The sequence below is a fragment of the Acinetobacter sp. Tr-809 genome (assembly GCF_011753255.1).
Classification (GTDB): Bacteria; Pseudomonadota; Gammaproteobacteria; order Pseudomonadales; family Moraxellaceae; genus Acinetobacter.
The window spans coordinates 106,552-130,146 of record NZ_VWVZ01000006.1; the positions used below are offsets into that span (position 1 = coordinate 106,552).

At 40.7% G+C, this 23,595-nt stretch carries 19 protein-coding genes; 11 read left to right on the forward strand and 8 right to left on the reverse strand.

Annotated features, from left to right (window positions below):
* The first annotated feature begins 24 nt into the window (after positions 1 to 24).
* From rpoC to F3J02_RS14180, 3 genes are all read left to right on the forward strand, one after another.
* Positions 25 to 4,218 (forward strand): DNA-directed RNA polymerase subunit beta', encoded by a 4,194-nt coding sequence (rpoC, locus tag F3J02_RS14170; protein WP_167250264.1) that lies wholly within the window; start codon positions 25 to 27, stop codon positions 4,216 to 4,218.
* A gap of 163 nt (positions 4,219 to 4,381) precedes the next feature.
* Positions 4,382 to 4,747 (forward strand): DNA transfer protein p32, encoded by a 366-nt coding sequence (locus F3J02_RS14175; protein ID WP_167250266.1) that lies wholly within the window; start codon positions 4,382 to 4,384, stop codon positions 4,745 to 4,747.
* 381 nt (positions 4,748 to 5,128) lie between these two features.
* The gene (locus F3J02_RS14180) at positions 5,129 to 5,488 is read left to right on the forward strand and encodes a YMGG-like glycine zipper-containing protein (protein ID WP_167250268.1); all 360 of its coding nucleotides are present in this window, start codon (positions 5,129 to 5,131) and stop codon (positions 5,486 to 5,488) included.
* Positions 5,489 to 5,550: 62 nt separating this feature from the next.
* On the opposite strand, the gene F3J02_RS14185 is transcribed toward F3J02_RS14180, so the two are convergent.
* The gene (locus F3J02_RS14185; protein WP_167250586.1) at positions 5,551 to 6,036 is read right to left on the reverse strand and encodes a DUF4442 domain-containing protein; all 486 of its coding nucleotides are present in this window, start codon (positions 6,034 to 6,036) and stop codon (positions 5,551 to 5,553) included.
* A gap of 113 nt (positions 6,037 to 6,149) precedes the next feature.
* Here F3J02_RS14185 and F3J02_RS14190 point away from each other — a divergent pair, with 113 nt between their 5' ends.
* The 5 genes from F3J02_RS14190 (at position 6,150) to htpG (ending at position 12,093) form a co-directional block, all read left to right on the forward strand.
* Entirely contained in the window at positions 6,150 to 7,025 is an 876-nt protein-coding gene (locus tag F3J02_RS14190; RefSeq protein ID WP_167250270.1) for an alpha/beta fold hydrolase, read from the forward strand.
* Between the two features lie 121 nt (positions 7,026 to 7,146).
* A complete protein-coding gene (locus F3J02_RS14195; RefSeq protein WP_167250272.1) occupies positions 7,147 to 8,568 on the forward strand; it encodes a Na+/H+ antiporter family protein in 1,422 nt (473 codons plus the stop codon).
* A 419-nt stretch (positions 8,569 to 8,987) separates the two neighbouring features.
* Positions 8,988 to 9,572, forward strand: a complete 585-nt coding sequence (locus F3J02_RS14200) for an OmpW/AlkL family protein (protein ID WP_167250274.1) — start codon at positions 8,988 to 8,990, stop codon at positions 9,570 to 9,572.
* 136 nt (positions 9,573 to 9,708) lie between these two features.
* The gene (locus F3J02_RS14205) at positions 9,709 to 10,059 is read left to right on the forward strand and encodes a lysozyme inhibitor LprI family protein (protein ID WP_078197554.1); all 351 of its coding nucleotides are present in this window, start codon (positions 9,709 to 9,711) and stop codon (positions 10,057 to 10,059) included.
* A gap of 114 nt (positions 10,060 to 10,173) precedes the next feature.
* A complete protein-coding gene (gene htpG / locus F3J02_RS14210; RefSeq protein ID WP_167250276.1) occupies positions 10,174 to 12,093 on the forward strand; it encodes a molecular chaperone HtpG in 1,920 nt (639 codons plus the stop codon).
* A 90-nt stretch (positions 12,094 to 12,183) separates the two neighbouring features.
* Here htpG and F3J02_RS14215 read toward each other — a convergent pair whose 3' ends face one another.
* The 4 genes from F3J02_RS14215 to F3J02_RS14230 form a co-directional block, all read right to left on the reverse strand.
* Positions 12,184 to 13,083, reverse strand: coding sequence for a selenocysteine synthase (locus tag F3J02_RS14215; RefSeq protein ID WP_167250278.1), 900 nt, complete (start codon positions 13,081 to 13,083; stop codon positions 12,184 to 12,186).
* 135 nt (positions 13,084 to 13,218) lie between these two features.
* Entirely contained in the window at positions 13,219 to 14,352 is a 1,134-nt protein-coding gene (locus tag F3J02_RS14220; RefSeq protein WP_167250280.1) for a hypothetical protein, read from the reverse strand.
* 225 nt (positions 14,353 to 14,577) lie between these two features.
* Complete coding sequence (locus F3J02_RS14225) at positions 14,578 to 15,999, reverse strand: hypothetical protein (protein ID WP_167250282.1); 1,422 nt, start codon at positions 15,997 to 15,999, stop codon at positions 14,578 to 14,580.
* A 591-nt stretch (positions 16,000 to 16,590) separates the two neighbouring features.
* Positions 16,591 to 17,286 carry a DsbA family oxidoreductase gene (locus tag F3J02_RS14230; protein ID WP_167250284.1) on the reverse strand — a complete coding sequence of 232 codons (696 nt, stop codon included), beginning with the start codon at positions 17,284 to 17,286 and terminating at the stop codon, positions 16,591 to 16,593.
* Positions 17,287 to 17,463: 177 nt separating this feature from the next.
* Between F3J02_RS14230 and F3J02_RS14235 the strand changes: the two genes are divergently transcribed.
* Both F3J02_RS14235 and F3J02_RS14240 read left to right on the forward strand, forming a co-directional pair.
* A complete protein-coding gene (locus F3J02_RS14235) occupies positions 17,464 to 18,213 on the forward strand; it encodes a hypothetical protein (RefSeq protein ID WP_167250286.1) in 750 nt (249 codons plus the stop codon).
* Positions 18,214 to 18,268: 55 nt separating this feature from the next.
* On the forward strand, positions 18,269 to 20,074 hold the full coding sequence (locus F3J02_RS14240) for an ABC transporter ATP-binding protein (protein WP_167250288.1): 1,806 nt from the start codon (positions 18,269 to 18,271) through the stop codon (positions 20,072 to 20,074).
* Between the two features lie 41 nt (positions 20,075 to 20,115).
* Here F3J02_RS14240 and F3J02_RS14245 read toward each other — a convergent pair whose 3' ends face one another.
* Together F3J02_RS14245 and F3J02_RS14250 are read right to left on the reverse strand one after the other, a co-directional pair.
* Positions 20,116 to 20,814 carry a hypothetical protein gene (locus F3J02_RS14245; RefSeq protein WP_167250290.1) on the reverse strand — a complete coding sequence of 233 codons (699 nt, stop codon included), beginning with the start codon at positions 20,812 to 20,814 and terminating at the stop codon, positions 20,116 to 20,118.
* A gap of 72 nt (positions 20,815 to 20,886) precedes the next feature.
* A complete protein-coding gene (locus F3J02_RS14250) occupies positions 20,887 to 21,588 on the reverse strand; it encodes a hypothetical protein (protein WP_167250292.1) in 702 nt (233 codons plus the stop codon).
* A 241-nt stretch (positions 21,589 to 21,829) separates the two neighbouring features.
* Between F3J02_RS14250 and F3J02_RS14255 the strand changes: the two genes are divergently transcribed.
* Positions 21,830 to 22,348: a hypothetical protein gene (locus tag F3J02_RS14255; RefSeq protein ID WP_167250294.1), complete on the forward strand. Its 519-nt coding sequence runs from the start codon at positions 21,830 to 21,832 to the stop codon at positions 22,346 to 22,348.
* 66 nt (positions 22,349 to 22,414) lie between these two features.
* Here F3J02_RS14255 and fadA read toward each other — a convergent pair whose 3' ends face one another.
* Positions 22,415 to 23,587, reverse strand: a complete 1,173-nt coding sequence (gene fadA, locus F3J02_RS14260; RefSeq protein WP_004802276.1) for an acetyl-CoA C-acyltransferase FadA — start codon at positions 23,585 to 23,587, stop codon at positions 22,415 to 22,417.
* Positions 23,588 to 23,595 lie beyond the last annotated feature (8 nt).

Below are 23,595 nucleotides of genomic sequence, written 5' to 3' on the forward strand. Positions count from 1 at the left end.
CTCCTCGACACACGGAGAAAAAAATTGAAAGACTTGCTCGATATCATGCGTAAGAAAACGGATTCAGAAGGTCATGCACCTGTTGAATTTGACCGTATCCGTATTGGTCTTGCGTCACCAGAGATGATTAAGTCATGGTCTCACGGTGAAGTTAAAAAGCCTGAAACCATTAATTACCGTACTTTTAAACCCGAACGTGACGGTTTATTCTGTGCCAAAATCTTTGGTCCAGTAAAAGATTACGAATGCTTGTGTGGTAAATACAAGCGTATGAAATATAAAGGCGTCATTTGTGAAAAATGTGGCGTTGAAGTAACAACTGCGAAAGTTCGTCGTGAACGTATGGGTCACATTGAGCTTGCTTCTCCAGTTGCACACATTTGGTTCTTGAAATCATTACCGAGCCGTATTGGTTTACTTCTTGATATGACATTGCGTGATATCGAGCGCGTATTGTATTTCGAATCTTATGTTGTTACCGATCCGGGTATGACTCCGTTTGAAAAGTACCAACTTTTAACAGACGAAGAATACTACAATGCACTTGAAGAACACGGTGATGAATTCGCTGCCAAAATGGGTGCAGAGGCAATTCAAGATTTATTGAAAGATATCGATCTTGAAGCAGAGATTGCACGTTTACGTGAAGAAATTCCTCAAACAACGTCTGAGACGAAACTTAAGAAATCGTCTAAGCGTTTGAAGTTGATGGAAGCTTTCAACGATTCGAACAACAAGCCAGAATGGATGGTGATGAATGTACTTCCAGTACTTCCACCAGACTTACGTCCGCTTGTACCACTTGAAGGTGGTCGTTTCGCGACTTCAGACTTGAACGATTTATATCGTCGTGTGATTAACCGTAACAACCGTTTGAAGCGTCTTCTTGACCTTGCGGCTCCAGACATTATCGTACGTAACGAAAAACGTATGTTACAAGAGTCTGTAGATGCATTGCTTGATAACGGTCGTCGTGGTCGTGCGATTACAGGTTCGAACAAACGTCCATTGAAATCTTTGGCAGACATGATCAAAGGTAAACAAGGTCGTTTCCGTCAAAACTTGTTAGGTAAGCGTGTTGACTATTCTGGTCGTTCGGTAATTACCGTTGGTCCTACTTTACGTCTTCATCAATGTGGTCTTCCGAAGAAGATGGCACTTGAATTATTCAAGCCATTCATTTTCGCGAAACTACAAGCATCTGGCCAAGCAACAACCATTAAAGCTGCGAAGAAAATGGTTGAGCGCGAGACACCGGAAGTTTGGGACGTTCTTGCATCTGTAATTCGTCAACATCCAGTGATGTTGAACCGTGCACCAACACTTCACCGTTTAGGTCTTCAAGCATTTGAACCGATCTTAATTGAAGGTAAAGCGATCCGTTTACACCCACTCGTATGTGCTGCGTTTAACGCCGACTTCGATGGTGACCAAATGGCGGTACACGTTCCATTGACACTTGAAGCACAGTTAGAAGCTCGTGCGTTGATGATGTCAACCAACAACATCTTGTCACCTGCAAATGGTGAGCCGATCATCGTTCCTTCTCAGGACGTTGTATTGGGTCTTTACTACATCACACGTGATGAGGTAAATGCCAAAGGTGAAGGCATGGTGTTTGCGGATACACATGAAGTTAACCGTGCTTTAGCGACTGGTAAAGTTGCGATCCATGCACGCGTTAAAGTACGTGTACACCAAACTGTGATTGATGAAAATGGTCAGCGCGAAAAGCAAACCATTATCGTTGATACAACACCAGGTCGTTGCTTGTTGTGGGAAGTTGTTCCACAAGGTTTAAGCTTTGAATCGATCAACCTTGAGATGACCAAGAAAAACATCTCTAAGTTAATCAACTCTTGCTACCGTAAGCTTGGTTTGAAAGATACTGTTATCTTCGCTGACCAATTGATGTATTTGGGCTTCCGTCAAGCGACGCGTTCAGGTGTATCTGTAGGTATGGAAGACATGCTTATTCCACCAAATAAGCACACCATTATCGACAAAGCTGAAACTGAAGTTCGTGAAATCGAACAACAGTTTGAACAAGGCTTCGTAACTGCGGGTGAGCGCTATAACAAAGTGGTCGATATTTGGGCACGTACCAATGACCAAGTTGCGAAAGCGATGATGGACAACTTGTCTTATACACTTGTGAAGAACAAGCAAGGTGAAGACGAGAAACAAAAGTCATTCAACTCAATTTATATGATGTCTGACTCGGGTGCCCGTGGTAGTGCGGCGCAGATCCGTCAGCTTGCTGGTATGCGTGGTTTGATGGCTAAGCCAGATGGCTCGATCATTGAGACTCCAATTAAAGCAAACTTCCGTGAAGGTTTGACAGTACTTCAGTACTTCATCTCAACACACGGTGCACGTAAAGGTTTGGCCGATACTGCATTGAAAACTGCGAACTCTGGTTACTTGACTCGTCGTCTTGTAGACGTAGCACAAGATTTAGTTATTACTGAATCTGATTGTGGTACAGCTGGTGGCCTAGTGATGACACCATTCATTCAAGGTGGTGACGTTATTGAACCATTACGCGATCGCGTATTAGGTCGTGTAACTGCTGAAGATGTACGTCGTGCATCTGATGATGAGGTTGTACTTCCACGTGGTACGTTAATTGACGAGAAAATTGCTGCTCAGCTTGAAGAAGCGGGTGTCGATGAAGTTAAAGTACGTTCAGTTATTGCGTGTGAATCTGCATTCGGCGTATGTGCGAAATGTTACGGTCGTGACCTTGCCCGTGGTCACTTGGTGAACCCAGGTGAATCTGTTGGTGTAATGGCTGCACAGTCAATTGGTGAACCTGGTACACAGTTAACGATGCGTACGTTCCACGTTGGTGGTGCTGCGAGCCGAACTTCTGCTGCAAACAGTGTTCAAGTACGTAACAAAGGTACTGTACGTTTCCACAACGTGAAAACTGTACAACATGCCAAAGGTCACTTAGTGTCAGTTTCACGTTCAGGTGAAATTGGTATTGCGGATGATTTAGGTCGTGAGCGCGAGCGTTATAAACTTCCTTACGGTGCAAGCATCTTGTTGAAAGATGGTGAAGCTGTAGAAGCTGGCGGTATCGTAGCGACTTGGGATCCACATACACATCCACTTGTTACTGAGGTTGCGGGTAAAGCACGTTTCAGTCAAATCGCTGATGGTGTAACTGCAACTTCTAAGACTGATGATGCAACAGGTATGACTACTGTTGAAATCTTGCCTGTAACAGCTCGTCCTGCTTCTGGTAAAGATTTACGTCCTGCAATCGTGTTGGATACAACCGATGGTGGCGAACAGTTCTACTTCTTACCACAGAATACAATCGTAACAGTTCGCGATGGCGGAACGATTGGTGTGGGTGATGTAATTGGTCGTGTACCACAAGAATCTTCACGTACTCGTGATATTACCGGTGGTCTTCCACGCGTAGCTGACTTGTTCGAAGCGCGTAAGCCAAAAGAACACGCTATCTTGGCAGAAGTGTCTGGTATCGTGAGCTTTGGTAAAGAGACCAAAGGTAAGAACCGTTTAGTGATCAGCCCAGATGATGGTTCTGAGATCTATGAAGAATTGATTCCAAAATGGCGTCAAATCAACGTGTTCGAAGGTGAGCATGTGAACCGTGGTGAGACAATCTCTGATGGTCCACAAAACCCACATGACATCTTACGTTTGAAAGGCGAAGTTGCATTAACCAACTACATCGTGAACGAAGTTCAAGACGTTTACCGTCTCCAAGGTGTAAAAATCAACGATAAGCACATTGAAGTTGTTGTACGTCAAATGTTGCGTAAAGTTGATATCACAGATGGCGGTGATACAAGCTTCATCAAAGGTGAGCAAGTGGATTACATCCGCGTTGTTCAAGAGAACCAAGCTGTCTTGGCTCAGAACAAGTTCCCTGCGAAGTTTGAACGTCAATTGATGGGTATCACGAAAGCATCGCTTTCTACAGACTCGTTCATCTCTGCTGCATCGTTCCAGGAAACAACACGTGTGTTAACTGAAGCTGCTGTAACAGGTAAAGAAGATGATTTACGTGGCTTGAAAGAAAACGTTGTTGTAGGTCGTTTGATTCCAGCAGGTACAGGTCTTGCTTACCACTTGGAGCGTCGTCGCCAAGAAGCAGAAGCTGCTGAATTTGAACTTCACAACGATTTCAGTGAAGTTGACCAAGCATTTAGTCAAGCGTTGAACTCAGACCAGTTCTAAGTTTTAACGCATTGAAAAGGCACCTTCGGGTGCCTTTTTTGTGGAAAAATGAAGCAGATGTTACAAAAACGCATTAGAGCTTCGGTATTTGATTACTTAATCAGAATAAACAGTTCATTAAAGCATACTATTCTATGCACATCTGAGGAGAGGAATAGTTCTAATGAAAAAAATGATGATGATTGCTGGTGTTGGTTTGATGTCAACTACGCTATTTGTTGGTTGCCAGAATGCGAGTCCTGAAAGCAAACGTATTGGTTCTGCTGCAATTGGTGGTGGTGCTGGTGGTGCGGTCGGTAAAAGTGTTGGTGGTAACTTAGGTGCGGGTCTTGGTGCTGCAATTGGTGCTGGCGTAGCTGCAAATGCCAAAGGTTCAAATAGTAAAAATACTCGTAACAGTGCAATTGGTGCAGGCATTGGGGCGGCGCTTGGTGGCGCGGTACTCGGTGGAGAGTCTGGTGCAGCAGTAGGTGGAGCACTTGGTGGTAGTGCTGGATCGGCTTATGGTGAGAAAAAAGGCAAGTACTAAGCCTATATAGAAAATCGCTTGATGACTGAAGCAATTTATCTAATTCAGCTTCAGTATCTAAGTGGTTTCTTAAGTAAACTGGTCTTTTCTCAGTGATCACAAATGCATTGCTGAGAAAAGCTAACAAGCTAGAATCCCATTTATAAATCTGATTTGAATTGAGCATAAGCAAAACAATAATCCAAATGCTACATACTTAGCATATTCATACTGATGCTATTTTATTGCGTATTGAGCGTATCTTTATTCGACTGCTTCATAAACAATCATCCTTTACAAAATATCAATCGATTAGGACATTGTGATAACACAATGTGATCAAATTCCCCATAAAAGAAGATTATGCTTTTCACTAGAAGGTATAGAAGTGAGTATATAGTCATGAAAAAAACAATTGGTTTAGTTTCTACTTTGGTGCTATCAGCGGTTATGTTTACAGGTTGCCAAAATATGAGCGCCTCTGACCAACGTATCGGTGCGGCTGCACTCGGTGGTGCTGTCGGTGGTGGCGTTGGTAACCATGTTGGTGGTGGTCTTGGTGCCGGTGTAGGTGCTGCGGCAGGTGCAGGTGTTGGTGCTAATGCCAAAGGTGGTAGCAGCAATTCAACGACAAGCAGCGCGATTGGTGCGGGTATTGGTTCAGTGGTCGGTAAAGCTATCTTTGGTGGCGATTCTGGTGCTGCAATTGGTGGTGCAATCGGTGGTGGTGCTGGTGCCGCAATCCAAGAGAAAAAGAGATAATTTCTGATCATCAGATTCAAAAATGCCTGCTATTGATAGCAGGCATTTTTATGTGAATGGTACTAAGCACTGGCTTTGGGTTTTTTACGACGGATATAAAGAACCTTTTCAACTTCTGCGATTCGTGTTCCTGCATCATCAACAATATTCAATGTGTAATGGCGTAGAACAGGGTCATGATTCTCAGCCAATTTCTTGATTTCAGTGATTTCATCGCGACTCAGTTGAATCTCAGCATATACGGTATTACGACCGGGTGAGAGAAAATTAATAGTGGCACTTTTATCCCAAACAATATATTTATGTCCTAGGTGATGAATCAGAATCAGCATATAAAAAGGGTCGACCATTGAATAAAGGCTACCGCCAAAATGTGTCCCTACAATATTGCGGTTACGTCTCGTCAGTGGCATTTTGACTCGGATGTAATAATCATCTAGATCAATGGTTTCAATTTCAATTCCAGCCCCACGATAAGGGGAATAGTGGTTCAGCATAAATTTTGAAATTGCGGGAATGGTTCGAATTCTTTTGAAAAAGTCTTTCATGGTCAATTTTTTTTCTTGCAACTCTATTCATACTCCATAAGTATCATTTTTATTGCATCGCTGGCAATGGCTGTTTTATGAACAGCCGATAGAAAACAAAATGGGAAAAAATTATGCAAGCACAAGTCAAAACAGTTACAACATCGGATCAGCAAACACTGTGTGTGAAAACATGGGGAGATGAGAAAAAAACGCCTTTGGTTTTAGTGCATGGCTATCCTGATAATCAGGAGGTATGGGAGCCAATCATTGAGAAGTTGGTCAATGATTATTTTGTGGTGACTTATGATGTTCGTGGTGCAGGTCTTTCTTCTATTCCGAAGCATATCAAAGATTATCGTTTGCCGCGTTTATCACTCGACTTACAAGAAGTCGTAGATCAAGTTCTACCAAATCGTAATTTCCATATGGCAGCGCACGATTGGGGTTCTTTACAGTCTTGGGAATCTGCGACTGAACCAAAACTAAAAGGTCGTTTATTGTCTTATACGACGATTTCAGGTCCATGTTTAGACCATGCATCTCTGTATTTACGTGAAAAATTTAAATCTGCACCCAGCAATGTATTAAAAATGCTGACTAAATCTTGGTATATCGGTGCTTTCCATTTACCTTTAGTTGCACCAACAGTATGGACATTCTTTAGTCCAGAAAAATGGGGCAAGATCTTAAGTGGTTTGGAAAAGAAGAAAAATTTACCTCTAAATGCCAATATTGTAGCGGATGGTAAATATGGTATTAATCTTTATCGTGCCAACTTTATTCCTTCATTGACTCAGCCTCGTCAACGCTATGCACAATGCCCTGTACAAGCGATCGTGTTACAACGTGATGCCTTTGTCAGCCCTGAATACATTACTGAATCAATGCCGAAATGGGTGGAAAAATTTGAGTATGTAGAACTGGATGCCAATCACTGGGCAGTATTGAGTCAACCAGAAAAAATTGCTGAACTGATCCGTCAGTTCGTGCAACGTCAAGCTGCTTAAGGCTTTAGTGGATTTATTAAGCTAAAAATCACTTAAGATTAGCAATAAGACGGCGATATTTTCAGCTAGGTTTTAATGAATCTGCTAGAATGTCGCCTTTTCTTTGCTCCTGAATTTATTCATGAATGCTGTCGTAATTGCGATTGCCGTGATGTTTATCCTGTCACTGGCACGAGTTTCTGTTGTTCTCACTTTGGTGATTTCAGCCATTATTGGGGGCTTGGTCGCTGGTCTAAGTCTTTCTCAAACGGTAGAGGCATTTAATGCTGGCTTAGGCGATGGTGCTGAAGTTGCATTGGCCTATGCGGTATTAGGTGCTTTTGCATTGGCATTGTCCAAGTCTGGTTTACCTGATTTGCTTGCGCATAAACTGATTGGTTTGTTGGGGATGGAAGCCGGTAAAAATCAGCAAAAGAAGGTGAAATATCTGTTATTAACCATTTTGTTGATTGCTGCGATTTTCTCTCAAAACTTGATCCCAGTGCATATCGCCTTTATTCCTGTTCTGGTTCCACCTCTATTAAAAGTGATGAACCATTTAAAACTGGATCGACGTGCGGCAGCATGTGTAATGACTTTAGGTCTGGTGGGAACCTATATTTTCCTGCCTGTGGGTTTTGGTGCGATCTTCCTTGAGCAGATATTGATGGGCAATATCAACAAGATTGGCGCAGCTTATGGCTTGCATGTGGAACGAGGCATGATGCCAATCGGTATGGCGATTCCAGTCTTAGGGATGGTGATTGGTACTTTAGTTGCGGTATTTATTAGCTATCGTAAGCCGCGTATCTATGTTGATCGTTCAATTACGCCAGTCAAAACCATTGACCTAGACAAACCTCTGAAAGTCACTTCACAATCAGAATATGATCTCAAAGCTGATGCTGAAGAGCTGAAGCAAGAAGCTGAGAATGTACCTTATATCTCCAAGAAAACCATGTTTATGGCTGTGCTTGCGATCGGTTTAACTCTGGTTGCACAGCTCTATTCCGGTTCGATGATTCTGGGCGGCTTAGTTGGTTTTGCAGTGTTGTCCGCGTCAGGTATTTTTAAATGGCAAGATGCTGATGACGTATTTGTACAAGGCATGCGTATGATGGCGCTGGTGGGTTTTATCATGATTTCTGCGGCAGGTTTTGCCTCAGTGATGACCCATACAGGTGACATTACCCATCTGGTTAATGGCGTGGTGCATATCATTGGCGACAACCATGCACTTGCAGCGTTCCTGATGCTCTTTATCGGTTTGTTCGTGACGATTGGTATTGGTTCATCGTTCTCAAGTGTGCCTGTATTGGCAGTGATTTATGTACCCTTATGCGTACAATTTGGTTTCTCACCTTTAGCAACAATCGCTTTAATTGGTACTGCTGCGGCATTAGGTGATGCGGGTTCACCTGCATCAGATTCGACTTTAGGACCAACAGCTGGTTTAGGTGTAGATGGTCAACATGATCACATTTGGGATACTGTTGTGCCGACCTTTATACATTTTAATATCCCGCTACTTATTTTTGGCTGGATTGCCGCAATGGTTTTATAATGAAAATGGCTCTTTAAGAGCCATTTTTTTATGCTTGTATATTTTTTGGAGTTAAAATATAAAAAGTATCAGTATTTGACATTTTTTGTCTCTTTTTTAATCTAATTTTATAATGTGGTTTTAGTATTAAGTTTTATATTATTATATTTTTTAATTCATCTAAATTGAATTTTTCTAAAAACTTTATCTAATATTTAAAATTGATGTATTCTGATTAAAATACTAGGTTTTATAGTGATTTAAGTGGACTAAAATAGTCTGAATTAATAAATATTACATATTTTAACAATTATATTTTATTAATATTCAATATATTACAAAATAGATTTAAATGGTCGGAATTAATAAGTATTGCATAATGTAAAAACCCGTGTTTATTATGTTGAACAAGAACATAAATTGTTAAAGAGGTTGTTTTAATGTTAAAGAAAGCATTGGTTGTAGCATTATTGGGGTTATCTTCAACTGCATTTGCAGGGGGCTTTCAAGTTAAAGTAGGTGCGAGTTTAATTGATCCAACTGCGGATGTAACTTTAAAGCCAGGTGCAACTGTGAAAGGGGATTACGAGTTTGCATTTACGCCATCGGTTGAATATTTCTTTGGTGAAACGCCATTCTCAGCTGAAATTTTATTGGCGACACCTGTGAAGCATGATGTTTTATTAAATGGTGAGTCTGTTGCGAGTGTTCGCCATTTACCACCAACAATTACAGCGAAATATAACTTTAAAAACTCAACTCGCTTCACGCCATATATTGGTGTCGGTGGTACAGCCTTCATCCCTTGGCATGAAAAGGGTGTAGCGAAAGATGTAAAAGAAGCATTTGGTTTTGCCGGTCAGTTAGGTTTTAACTTCCAGCCTGCTGATGCGAAAAACTGGGGTGTTTATGTTGATGTACGTTATGCAGACATTAGCCCAGAAGTGACCTTGGTCGATGGTACTAAATTTGATTTAGACCTCAACCCAGTGGTGTACACATTAGGTTATAGCTACAAGTTCTAAGTCAGTGAAAGATTGAAGAACCTCACCTTGTGTGAGGTTTTTTATTTTTGCAATTTGAATATAAAACCAATACAGGCTTCAACACTTGAGTTTTGTATGCTGAGACATAAGCTTAAATAAAAGTGAATGATCCATGATGAAAAAATTGATAACAACAGCATTATTACTCACACCCTTATTATTTTTGTCCCAAGCTCAGGCTGCGAGTTTCTCTTGTAAAGCAGCGAAGCTAAAAGCTGAGCAACAGATCTGCAATGACCGCAGTTTAAATGATGCTGATGTCAAACTTGCGACCACCTACCAAATCATTCTGCATGCTTTACCTATGGGCGGGCGTGATGCAGAGAAAGATCAACAATTTAAATGGTTAAAACAGCGTAATTCTTGTGCTGCGAATAGCCCTTGTCTGAAGCGTGCCTATGCACAAAGACAGCAACAGTTAGATCAACTTCTACAGACGCGAGTCTTGAGTCAAGGTCCATTCTAATTGTAACTTTTGTGCGATTTTTAGCTGAAAAATAAACATCAAGGATTGAAAAATCCAAGATATGCACCATTCATAAATCATTCCAAAGATATAAGCACAGATAAGGAGTGATTTATGAGTGAGCAAGTCGCACAGAATTATAGTTTCCAAGCTGAGGTTGCTCAGTTATTGCATTTAGTGACCCATTCACTGTATTCCAACCCTGAAATTTTCTTACGTGAATTGATTTCAAATGCTTCGGATGCTTGCGATAAGTTACGTTTTGAAGGGATTAATCACCCTGAATATTATGAAAATGATCCAGAGTTACGTGTCCGAGTTAGCTTGGATAAAGACAATAAAACCTTAACTATCTCAGATAACGGGATTGGTCTAAGCCAACAAGAAGCCATTGATAACTTAGGTACTATTGCAAAGTCTGGTACCAAAGACTTTATGTCTAAGCTAACAGGCGATCAAAAATCAGATGCACAGTTAATTGGTCAGTTTGGTGTTGGTTTCTATTCAGGCTTTATTGTTGCCGATAAAATTACCGTTGAATCACGTCGTGCAGGGCTGGATACGACGGAAGCTGTGCGTTGGATCAGTGGTGGTACAGGTGAGTTTGAAGTTCAAACGATTGAGAAAGCAACGCGTGGTACAGACATCATCTTGCATTTACGTGATGATGCACTTGACTATTTAGAGTCATGGAAAGTTAAACAAATCATCAATAAATATTCTGACCACATCAGTTTGCCAATCGAAATGCAAAAAGAAGTGTGGCAAGAGGAAGAAGTCGCTGAAGGTGAAGAACCGAAAGGCGGTCAAATGGTCAAGACTGATGAATGGGAAGCGATTAACTCAGCGAGTGCGTTATGGACGCGTAACAAGAGTGAAATCACTGATGAGCAATACATCGAGTTTTATAAAAACCTGAGCCACGATTTTGCAGAACCTTTGGCATGGGCGCATAACCGTGTGGAAGGTAGCACTGAATATACTCAGTTACTCTATATTCCAAGTCAGGCCAAACAAGATTTATTTACCCGCGAAGCAAAAGCAGGCATTAAGCTGTATGTGAAACGTGTATTTATCTTGGATGAAGCAGATAACCTCATTCCAAACTATTTACGTTTTGTTCAAGGTGTGGTCGACAGTGCAGACTTACCGTTGAACGTTAGCCGTGAACTTTTACAAGAAAGCCGTGATGTGAAAACCATTCGTGAAGGCAATGCACGTCGTGTATTGACTCTAATTGATGGTTTAGCCAAATCGGAAGATGAGAAAGACCAGCAGAAATTCAAGACTTTCTATACTGAGTTTGGTTCAGTCCTCAAAGAAGGTTTGGGAGAAGATACAGGCAATCGTGAACGTATCTTAAAATTATTGCGTTATGCGACTTCAAATAATGATGAGATCAGTACTTCTTTTGCCGACTACAAGGCACGCATGAAAGAAGGACAGAAAGCAATTTATTATGTCACTGCGGATAATTTAACGGCTGCGAAAAACTCGCCACAACTTGAAGTATTCAAGAAAAAAGGCATTGAAGTGTTACTCATGGCGGATCGTGTTGATGAGTGGGCGATGAACTTCGTGTTTGAGTTCGATGGCACGCCATTGCAGAACGTATCTAAAGGTGCAGTCGATCTTGGTGATTTGCAAGATGCTGAAGAGAAAAAAGCTTTAGAGCAAGCGGCAGAGCAGTTTAAACCTGTGGTTGACCGTTTGAGTAGCTCGTTAAAAGACAAGACTAAAGAAGTGCGTGTTACCACGCGTTTAGTGGACTCTCCAGCATGTTTAGTCACAAGTGAAGGTGAACTTTCTCCACAGCTAATTCGTATGTTGAAACAAGCAGGCCAAGCTGTTCCTGAAATTAAACCAACTTTAGAAATTAACCCTGAACATCCTTTGGTGAAAAAATTAGAGAACTCAGCACAGTTTGATGATTTGGCCAATGTAATCTTTGATCAGGCTGTGATTGCAGAAGGTGGTTTACCAGAAGATCCAGCTGCCTATGTCAAACGTATTAATAGCTTATTATTGAACTAAGTCATTTGATCAAAAACCTCTACTTCGGTAGAGGTTTTTTTATGCGTATGGATAACTCTAGAGTTATCCACAGTGGTGTTGTTATTTTCATCAGAAGTGAGCTTCAAAGCTCATTTGATAGCTGAAATGACTGTCCTGCTTATCGGCAGGAACATTTAAGTAATTTAGATCATTTTGCATATACAGCCAGTTGCGCCAAATGGGACGTTTCCAAGAAAAATAAGGTCCCCATTGATTGACTCGAAGTTCTTTCTTTTCATAATCACCTTCACTGACAATGCCATAGCTCAGGTTATCTTTGGAGAGCAAATACAACTTTTGGAAAGTCCGATTACGCCAAGTGTAGTCTTCATCTTGGGTTTTAGACAGATTGAACTGAGTCGAAAATAGTGCTTGTTGCTGAAACGTCTGGGTTAAATTGAGGTTGGTTTCGGCATAGTTTTTACTGCTTGAGCCATAACGAAAGATTTGTGCAGTATCAAGATTGAGTCCTGATGGTAAGAGCCATTGCTTCTTGGCAAGAAACTGAACATAAATATCCGTATTGGAGTTCGAACCTAGGTCTAGATCATTGTTAAAAGGTAACCAGCTTGAAATTGTACTCCAGCTCGCGCTGACGGGATTGGGGGGATTGATATTTTTATGTGATTGATGATGCTTGGTGTTTTTACCAAGCTTTTTTAGCGGAGGAGGCTGCTGTGCGCGTTGCCATAACGAGTCTTCACCAAAAACCGCCATCAACTCCTGGCTCAGTTGTGCATCACTGAGTTGATTTTCTAATCTTTCTGTTGGAATATCACAAGTAAGCGTCTTCGTCGTTAGTCTATCAGTTCGATGATGCCCAGAATGTTGATCTAAAAATGCATTTGATATGCGGGTAAAATGTCTACTGAGCGGTAAAAACATTGGGAAGAATGGTGTAAGTAGCTCACCGAGGCAAAGATTGCCTACAATCAATAAATACACAGCCAAAGCGTATCGTTGATCCATGTTAAAGTGAAGAAAAATAAAAGAAAACAAGCTTAGCAGTTTAAGCTTAATTATTTATTTACTGCGCTTAATTTTTTCTAAATAAAAATGCCCAATTGAAATTTCAAGTGGGCATTGTGATATGACATTTCAGTACTAGAATAAGGTTTCAAGTCGAACAAAAGTACTAACAAAGTGATCGCGATCTTCGCGATGATCATTAAAGTAATTAAGATCGCCTTGTACATAGAACCATTCGCGCCAAAGCGGTTGTCGCCATGATACAAAAGGCCCCCAACTGTTTAAACGTAACTCATTATTGTTGTAGTAGCCTCCGGTATAAATCCCATAGTTAAAGTTGTTATGGGCAAAGAACTGGTGTTGACGGAAGGTACGGTTATCCCAAAGTAAATCATCATCCTGCTTATCTGCATAGGTCAGGCTGAACTGATTGGAGATAAAGGGTTGATTTGGACGTGCATGAATCAACTCTAAATTAGTACGCAGATAATTTTCACTTTTGCTGCCATAGCGATAAATCTGTTCAGCGTTGAAGTGGAAGTCATTGCGCAATTCCCAATGTTTTTCCGCTCTTAAGCGAGCATAAATATCGCTACCCGAACGAATACCGATATCAGCATCGGTTTCAAAAGGGAGCTTCTTGGAAAAATTTGACCAACGTAGGGCTAAGGAGCCATTACTATCTCGGGTTTGTTTGGAGTCGAATTTTTTATCTGGATCTGAATTAGGTTGATTATTGGTATTGGCAACATTATTTTTAAACTCATCATCGAGAGAGTCATCACCAAATACCACGCTGACTTTTTTCTCTAGAGTTGGTAATTTAATTTTACCGCGAATACGAGGTTTAACCTCATAACCATCATGTTCATTCCAGTAGTTATCTAGCATTACTCGGATAGTGGCTGAGGCTGGATTTTCAGGATCGACATCGCCAAACCAATCATCAATTTTGACTGAAGTACGGTCTGCCCATTCGCGAATACTACGTTGCTTTTTATCCGCCCAAGTTTTGTCTTCAGTTTCAGCAGTCGCTGGGACAGTGGATTGATCGGATTGTGCTGGAAAGATCGTTGGCGTGGCGTCGACCCAGCGTGGAATATAGTCCAATGCATTTTCATCACTATTTACCGTGGTTGAGTTCCCAGCAGAATTTGGCTGCTGGTTTTGAGCATTGGTTGCTGCGTTGGTAACATTCAGTGTACCCAGTGACAGTGTTAGCAACGCAAAAAAGATACGTGTCGGTACCATTTGCTGTAAATTATTCATAATGAAGGCTTATATATTGTTCTTATGTTAACTTTTGATGATTGGGGCAATAAAAGCAAGTATTGGACACAAAAAGCAGCAATTTAACAGTATAAAAATGCTAGAAATCATAAGGGTTTAGTGAAATAAAATGCGATAAGCGGATCCAAATCCTTTTGGAAAAACCGCCGGTGGTTCAGTTGCAGCATTAGATCAGGTGAATCAAAAAAGTGTTGCTATACTCATTTAAGATGATTCAGGGAGAGTACTATTTTCTAGTGCCTGATAAAGATCGTGTACCGAAATGGGTTGTGGCAATCGGCTAATCACCTGACGAATGAGTTGCCATGTATAGCCATCCGCACGGTCTAATAATAGATAAGGATAGGCTTGATCTTCATTGGATAGCTGCACACGTTCTAAACCATGAATCACACGGATTTTATGACGCTCTCGCAGCAAAATCACGGGAGTAAAGAAAGTCGCAGAAGTTTCATCAAAGGGGATGAATTTCTGTACGTTGATAAAGGATGCTGGAATATAAGGATAAACACGCTGATCACGTTGCCAGACCAAAGTGCCATTCATAATACACTCATTAAACAAGGTCTCATGTTGATGATAATGTTGTTTAAAGTTATTCCAGCTGGTTTGATGAATAGAGCTGGTTCGAGTATGACGTTGATCGGTATAGGCTTGTAAAATCGTGGTTGCATATTCAACACTATGGGTTCCGACCAAGACCACATAATGTGAAAATTGACCTTGCGCATAGAGCTGTTCGGCAATAAAAATTTGTGCTGATCCCCAAAGTGGTTGTGCTTCGTTTTCTGCTTTGAGATAAAGCCAATCAATTTTTATATTTTGATCAATTTCATTATGTAAATCGACCCGATACAGTGACGGGAAAGTACGCGCATCAACACGTTCCAAGCGGCAAAGTAAGCCATCTAAACTAAAATCATTCAATGCCAATGGTTTGGCCTTGTTAAGATTTGCAGAAGCGACGGGACTTTGTCTAAAACTCGGTTTCACCCGTGTAGTGGCCTGAGGAGAAGGTGTCACCTGAGCAGGTTGAATTTTTTCTTGAATAATTGCATCGAGTTGTGACTGAAAATGAGCCGTTTGTTCCTTAATAATAGATAAGCTATCTTTATTTTTGCTTTGTTCAGCATGTGTCGCTTGAATAGGTTCCAGAACAGGGATCAGATTCTGTAATTCATGGTCTGCTTTAACATAGTCACTGGCATGGCTCTGTAACCATTGTAAGGCATCTTGAGATGAATTTAGCCAAGGACTTTTCAGGAATGAAAGTGCAGGACGAATCACCCAAACTTGCCAATGTTGTGCTTGACGTAATGCGGCCCATCCCATATCTGCCGAAGCAAACAAGGCATTTTCTACGCGACCCATAAAGTTATACGTACCACGGTAAGTCAAGCTGTAGCCGTAATGTGCTAAGTCATCGGCAGAGAATTCTTCATTGAGAATAAATTCTTTAAATGGGCTGAGCTGATCCTGAAAGTGAGGGTCATCGCAAGATGCGCAAATGTCTTTGATGCGTTGTTTTGATTTAGCAATTTCAAAAAGTGATGTTTTATCATCATTCAGCCCGTCGACGAGGGTTTTTAGCTCATCAACCAAGAGTGCTTTCTCTAATACGTCCATCGATTGTTTCCTTAGAGATAGGCTTGAGCCTGTTTTTAAATCATGAATTAGGATAAATGACAGCAATTTCAAACAAGTTGTAATCAGTTATAGTCGATAAAGTATGCTGTCTTATACGAGTGACAAGTGCTTTGATCCTCTGATCTATTTGTAATTTGACCTGTGTTAAAAGGTATCGCCACTCAATATTTTCATCACAAAAGATTGTCACTTTATGACGATTATAGAAGAAAAGGAGGCAAAATCTATAGCGGTCAAGTTAGTATAAAATCTCATTTGCGTATTCTAAATCGAGATATAGATCATGGTTTCTCTTTGAAAATAAAAACATTTTAAAATAATAAATCGAATAAATAGATCATAAGATAAAAACTCATCTATAAATTTATGGATGAATTGTGATCACTTTCACATATCTATTGGTGAAAAGCTCAGCAAATAAGAAATATGTCATTATTGAAATGATCATGACCGTCGATAAACGGTATTTATTCAAAGATAAAAGACTGAAACAAAAGGGGAATGTGAAAATTTAGAGCTTAAAAAACCGCTTTCATACTGAGATGAAAACGGTTTTAGGACTAATCTGGCTTAAGGCTTAATTTCGCATTGGTCATCATTACATTGAGCTGCATCGCTTTGCTCAATTTCTTCAGTTGATTCTGACTGCGCTTGTTGCATTGCCTGTAAGAAAATCTCACGTGGTTGTGCACCTGAAAGTGCCAATTTTTGATCAAAGACAAAGAATGGCACGCCAGTGACTTTGAGCTGCTCATGGGCAATTTGCTCATCATGACGTACAAAATCTGCAAGTTCATCTGAATCCAGTACATATTCCACTTCGGCATTGTCTAGGCCGATACGTGAGGCGATTTCTTCAACCACTTCACGTTCACCAATCGCAAGACCTTCAGTCATGTAAGCATGGAAGAATGCTTCTTTTGCTTCATTTCCCAAACCCTTGCTTTGTGCAAGATGAATGATGCGGTGTGCATTGAAGCTGTTGCCTGAATTGGCTTTCTGCCATTGAAAATCGATACCTTCTACTGCTGCCATAGCAGCAACATTACGTTCCATTTCCTCCATTTCAGCATAGCTACGACCATACTTTTTGGCTAAACGTTCAGTATTTGAGGTGTCGTGTTTAGCAGGTGCATTTGGATCCAGTTCAAAGCTATGCCAGTGGATGTCTAATTCAATACCTGCTTCTTGGGCAACATGTTCAAGACGCTTTTTACCGATATAACAAAAAGGACAGACCACATCTGACCAAATATCTACACGCATGGTGGATCTCTTCAATTCTCGTTAAACAGATAATAGGGGCGAATGTGTAGAATTTAAAGCGATGAAAATGTAATGCTCCGTTACGAGAAGTGAAATAAAAAGGTATATAACTACATGTGTTTTATCAATTAAACTCAGATTCAGAACATAAAAAATATAATTAAACTTGGAGGCAATATGCGCCGTTTTTTATTATTTATTACAGTTATAGTGCTTTGTATCGGTTCATTTTTCTTTTATCAGCATACTCTGAAACAACGAGCCATCAATAATCAGCAAATGTTTGAAGTGGTGATGGCTGAGAAAATGCGTGAACTTTATGATCAGGCACAAGACTGGTCAACACCCGTACAGCTGGATATTCATGATGATCGTTTATCTGGCGATTATAAATTGATGTCTGAGTTTTTGCTGAATTACTGGATGCAGAATGTAGAGGCCCGCAATCGTTATTTACGTGAACTCAAAGCCGCCAATTGGGATACTTTTCTTAATGTTGAACGATTAGATCTAGATCGAAAACAGGGCTATAAAAATACGGAACAGATGTTTGTGGATGTGCGCAAAGCATCAGCGGAGTATGAACAAGTACGACAACAGATTCAGATCAGTTCAATGCAGCAGGCAAAAAGTTTGGCAATTCATAATGAAATGAGAAGCTCGCTCCTAGCAAAATTAGAACATAACCTGAAAGCAGATAAAGCCCATGACATTTTTCCGATTGAGCAGCAGATTATTGAAAAGGCACAAGCCATGTTCGATATGCTGAAAAAATATCAGTGGCAACGAAAAGACAAAATGATTCTTTTTGCTGAAACAACACAGGTGAAAAAGTTTAATGGACTCTATCAAGATGTATTAAAGCTAAACGCCAAGATGGAGAAAATCAAACAAAACAATGCTGAAGTTTTAGAGGATGAGTTGTAACAGAGATTGATAACGCACAGGCATTGCAGACTTAGCACAGGTAGAAGTCGAAAATATGAATCTATGGCAGTTGTTTCATAAAGTTAAACCTTTTGTACTTCCTTATAAGTGGTTGGTTGCAGTCACACTTATGCTGACCTTGATCGGTGCGTTGACTGCACAGGTGAATGCATTAACTTTGCAATATGCTGTCGATCAGATCAATGCCGTGGTTGAATCAGGGCAGGGCTTAAATGCAGGTTGGCATATCCTGATTACCATCAGCGTGATTTTATTGAGTAAAGAAGTGCTGAATATTTTCATTCAGTTTGGGCAGAAATTCTTTGGTGAGAAGTTAAGGATTCTGATTTCACAGGATGTAGCACAGTCGATCATCGTGAAATTCCTACAATATCGTCTGGCTTTTTTTACCCAAGATGACAATCAGGCAGGGAAATTACAGACCCGAATTGATCGAGGTATTGGTTCGATTACCCGATTGGTACAGATCTTCTTTATTGATATTTTTCCATTGTTTAGTAGTGCAATTATTGCGCTGTGTCTGATGTTCTACGCCAACTTCTGGATTGGCTTGGTGGCGTTAAGCATTGTGCCAATTTATTTCTGGATCACCTTTAAGCAGGCACAGAAACTCAGTGGGACACGACGTAATTTACGTGATGGTCGAGAACGTAAAAGTCAGGGGACTTTAAGTATCATTCAGTCGATCACGGTGATTAAGTCTTTTAACCGTGAACAAATTGAGGCGGAAAAACAGCTGACCTTACAAAAACAACTGACCCAAGATCAGATGCATACTCGCCAACTGAGCTTTCTGTTTGATGGTTTAAAAACCTTTATTGAGCAGATTGGTGTCGTCTTCATTATCATTTTAACCGCCTATTTTGTTTTGGTCGGTGATATGAGCATCGGTATGATCATGTTTCATATTCTGCTATTCAATAATGTCTCGGCACCGATTCGCTCCCTACATCGTATCTATGATGAAGTGAATGATGCGATGATTTATGCGGAAAGCTTTTTCAAAATTTTAGAAGCAGATGATGAAATAGAAACTTCTGGAGAATTGAAACCGCAACCGCTGACAGGTAAGTTTGAGCTCAAGCAGGTGAATTTTTTCTATCCCAATGGCTATCATGCGCTGAAAGATATTAATTTAACCATTCAGCCGAATAAGATTACCGCGTTGGTTGGATTGTCTGGAGCAGGTAAATCAACTTTAATTAGCCTGCTAGATAAATTTTATTTACCTCAGGCTGGCGAAATTCTACTGAATGGAAGCGCATTGACCGAGATTGATACCCAATATCTACGCGACCATATTGGTCTGGTACTGCAAAAGAATCATATTTTTCAGGGAACGATTGAGGAAAATATCCGTTACGGCAAGATGGATGCAACGCAGGATGAAATTATCCTTGCTGCAAAAAAAGCCTCGATTCATGAGCAGATTCTCAAGTTACCACTGGCGTATCAATCCGATGCCTTATTACTTTCAGGCGGTCAGCAACAACGGATCGCCATTGCACGAATGTTCCTGAAAAACCCACCGATTATCTTTCTGGATGAACCAACAGCAAGTCTGGATGCCATTGCAACCGAGCAGATCAAACATAGTTTGGATGAGATCAAGCAGGGGCGGACTGTGATTATCATCTCGCATAGCTTGTCGCAGATTATAGATGCGGATTATACCTATGTGATGCAGGATGGCATGATCGTGGAACATGGCGAACATCATCAACTCTATCAGCAACAAGGGGTGTATAAGAACATCTTTGATGCGATGGCGAAGAGTCTTAATATCGAGAAGATTTCCAAGACCTTTGAAGGGGATGATGAAGAGGAAACACATAGTTAGTCACCTCATCATCCCCTTATAAAAAGCTTGATTTGATAAGGTTAATCAAAAATCTTATCCGCTGCTTGGAAAGGAAGGCTGACCACGTCAATCGCGACTGCAAAAGGTAGCAGTACCAGTTTTTCAAAAGGATTCAAGCCCGATTTAGATTTATAACTTTCTTCTTTGTTGGTATAGATTGTGACTTGATACGCTTTGCTTAATGGTTTTAACGAGGTGAGATTGTTTGCTGTTGGATAGACCACACCTTTCAATTTAAGATCAAAACAGAAGCGTTGTGCGTGCATGCGTTCATCACTTGAGGATGAGCATTCTTTGGCGCCATTTTCAATAAAAAACTCAAGGTCTTTTTTGCTGAGGTCTTCTTTTAATTTCACGTAACTAAGCGGCAAAGTACCTGAAAAAGTGCCATCATTTTTTTCTGAATAGAAATTGAGGTCTCGAGTGATTTGAATGTTTTTAGGATCAAGTTTGCTGATGAGGGTGACGAATTGTGCACCTCCTTGAGTGAGGATATAACTATTTTTCTGACCTGCAATGACGATACTGTCTTTCGGTAAATTTGTTGCAGTTTGCGCTGGTCGACCAAAAGCCACCACGTTGTCTTCGACCAAGGTCACTTTTGTGGTTCGAGTATAGCTTCGATTATCTTTTTTGATCAGGGTGGAGGTGGCGCAGCCTGTGGAGAGTACTGCTATCGTTGCCAGTGCTATGACAGTCTTTGCTTGTGATGTAAACATCCATGTATTCCTTATATTTTAAAGCTTGGATCTGAGCCTGAGATTAGATTGAATCTTGTCATCATTTTATGGTTAGGGTTGATAAATAATACCTAGGACTTTTGAAGGTAATACAATTGCATCAAGGGTTAAAGTAAAGGGAAGTAGTGGTAAATGAGCTAGTTTTTCTTTAGTTGATAACTGAACTTTGCCACTTTTATAGTGCAGATACTGAATTTTAACATGATAAGGTTTTGAGAGAGGTTGTAGCGATTTAATATTACTGATTGCAGGGTAAACCGCGCCTTCTAGGCTTAATTCAAAGCGATGTGGTTTTTGTTTATCGATACAATTACAGGGAGCAACACCATATTGCTGAAATAGAAGCTGCTCTTTTTCGCTGAGATTTCCATTTGGAGGAGTATAAGAAAATCTAAATTGTCCTCTAAAATGATTGCTATCAGGTGCTGAGGCAATAAAATTTAAATCACGGCTGATATGAATATACGCTGGATTGAGCTGGTTGATCAGTTCAATGAATTCAGCCCCACCTTTGTTAATCACATAGCTATATTGTTTGCCTGCAATGATAATGCTATTGGTCGGTTCATTTGGTAGGGGGATAGATGGTTTACCAAAGGCAATCACGTCATCCTCAATTAATGTTATCCATTGATGACCAGATTCATATTTTGTGAATAAATCCCGTGTAGTTTCACCAATGATTCGGTTAGTTGAACAGCCTGTAAGAACTAATCCAGACAATAAACAGCAAATAAAATTTTTAAAATTCATTCTTTCTTTTTAGAACTGATCAGATGAGAAAAAATACTATAAACAAAAATCTAGGGAATATGAACCACATGCTTAAATTTGTCTAAATGGTCAAATATTCTTTGGGAAAAATACAAATTTGCATGATATTTACCGTTTATCTGACCTCTACTGAATCAAACATCACTTTGCTGTAGCCTATTAAGTAGACGCTTTTATTTAACTCGATCTTCTTATGGATGAGGGATGTTTGGAGCAAGAGATGAATTTTCTAAAACGATCCGTCCTGATCACTGCATTGGCTTTTACAGGTTTGCCGATGGCTTCTGCGAATGAAGCAGAAATTACTTCATTACCAACCATTCGTGTAATGGCTGAATCTGAATTGCGTGAAGAAGTTGGATTTGTGCCTTATCAGGAGGATAAGCAAGTCCGCCAAGCCCTTCAACATCGGGTCTATAAAATTCATAATGATATGCAGAATGCTGGTGTGAGTGAAAGTCCATTGATCGTGAACTATCAACCGATACAGGCACAGCCCGATCTGTCTCAATATTCTCCGATTTTGCAGCAATATATCTTAGCGGTTGCTTCAGGTTTACAGTCTTCAGATCCAACCAATGGTATTTTTAAAATGCTGGAACCTTTGAATATTAATCGAAACAATATTGATGGGATTCGTAATGGTACGATTAAAATCGATCTAGGCGATATTTTGAAATTGCAGCAACAGATTCGAGATGGATTAAATCCGCCACAGAACCCTTTGTTTCCACGTTAAGAACTCTCTTCTATTTTGAAAATAAAAATCCCCGCAAAGTGCGGGGATTTTTTATCTCAGTGTTGATTAAACACGTTCGATAATGGTTGCGATACCTTGACCAAGACCGATACACATGGTCGCAAGACCGATTTGTGTATCTTGTTGTTCCATTACGTTCAACAATGTTGTTGTGATACGCGCACCAGAACAGCCCAATGGGTGACCCAATGCAATCGCACCACCATTCAAGTTGATGATGTCTTGTTTGTCATAAACGCCTAAGCCTTTCATCACTGATAAGCCTTGAGCAGCAAATGCTTCGTTTAACTCGATGGTTTGGATATCAGCCATGGTTAAACCAGCACGTTTAAGCGCTTTTTGAGTTGCTGGTACTGGACCATAACCCATGATTGCAGCATCACAACCTGCAATCGCCATTGAACGAATCACAGCGCGTGGTTTTAAACCCAGTGCTTGAGCACGTTCAGCAGACATAAGCAACATTGCAGATGCACCGTCAGAAAGAGCAGAAGAAGTTGCTGCTGTTACTGAACCGCCTTTAGGATCGAAAACTGGTTTCAATGCTTTGAATGCTTCAAGGTTGGCATCAGCACGAATAACTTCGTCGATGTCGCAAAGGATTTTGAAGCCATTGGCATCGTGACCTTCAACACCAACGATTTCGTTTTTGAAACGACCTTCTTGAGTTGCAGCCCAAGCACGACGGTGAGATTCAACACCGAAAGCATCTTGTTCTTCACGAGAGATACCGTTCATACGACCTAACATTTCAGCGGTTAAGCCCATCATGTTCGATGCTTTCGCATAGTGTTTAGATGCTTCTGGGTTAAGGTCGATGCCGTGCATCATACCGACGTGGCCCATGTGCTCAACACCACCAATGATGAATACATCACCTTGGTTGGTTGCAATCTGTGCAGCAGCCGTGTGGATTGCTTGCATTGAAGAACCACAAAGACGGTTGACTGTTTGACCGCCAGCGGTTTTTGGAATGTCAGCCAATAAACCAATGTTACGAGCAATGTTCATACCTTGCTCTAAAGTTTGGTTTACACAGCCCCAAATTACATCTTCAACTTCATTGGTATCAAACTGGTTACGAGCAACAAGTGCACGAACTAATTCAGCAGATAAACTGTCGGCACGTACATTGCGGAACATACCGTTACGTGATTTGCCCATGGCAGAACGAACGCCATCAACAATCACAACGTCACGTGGATTTAAAGTAGCCATTCACGTCG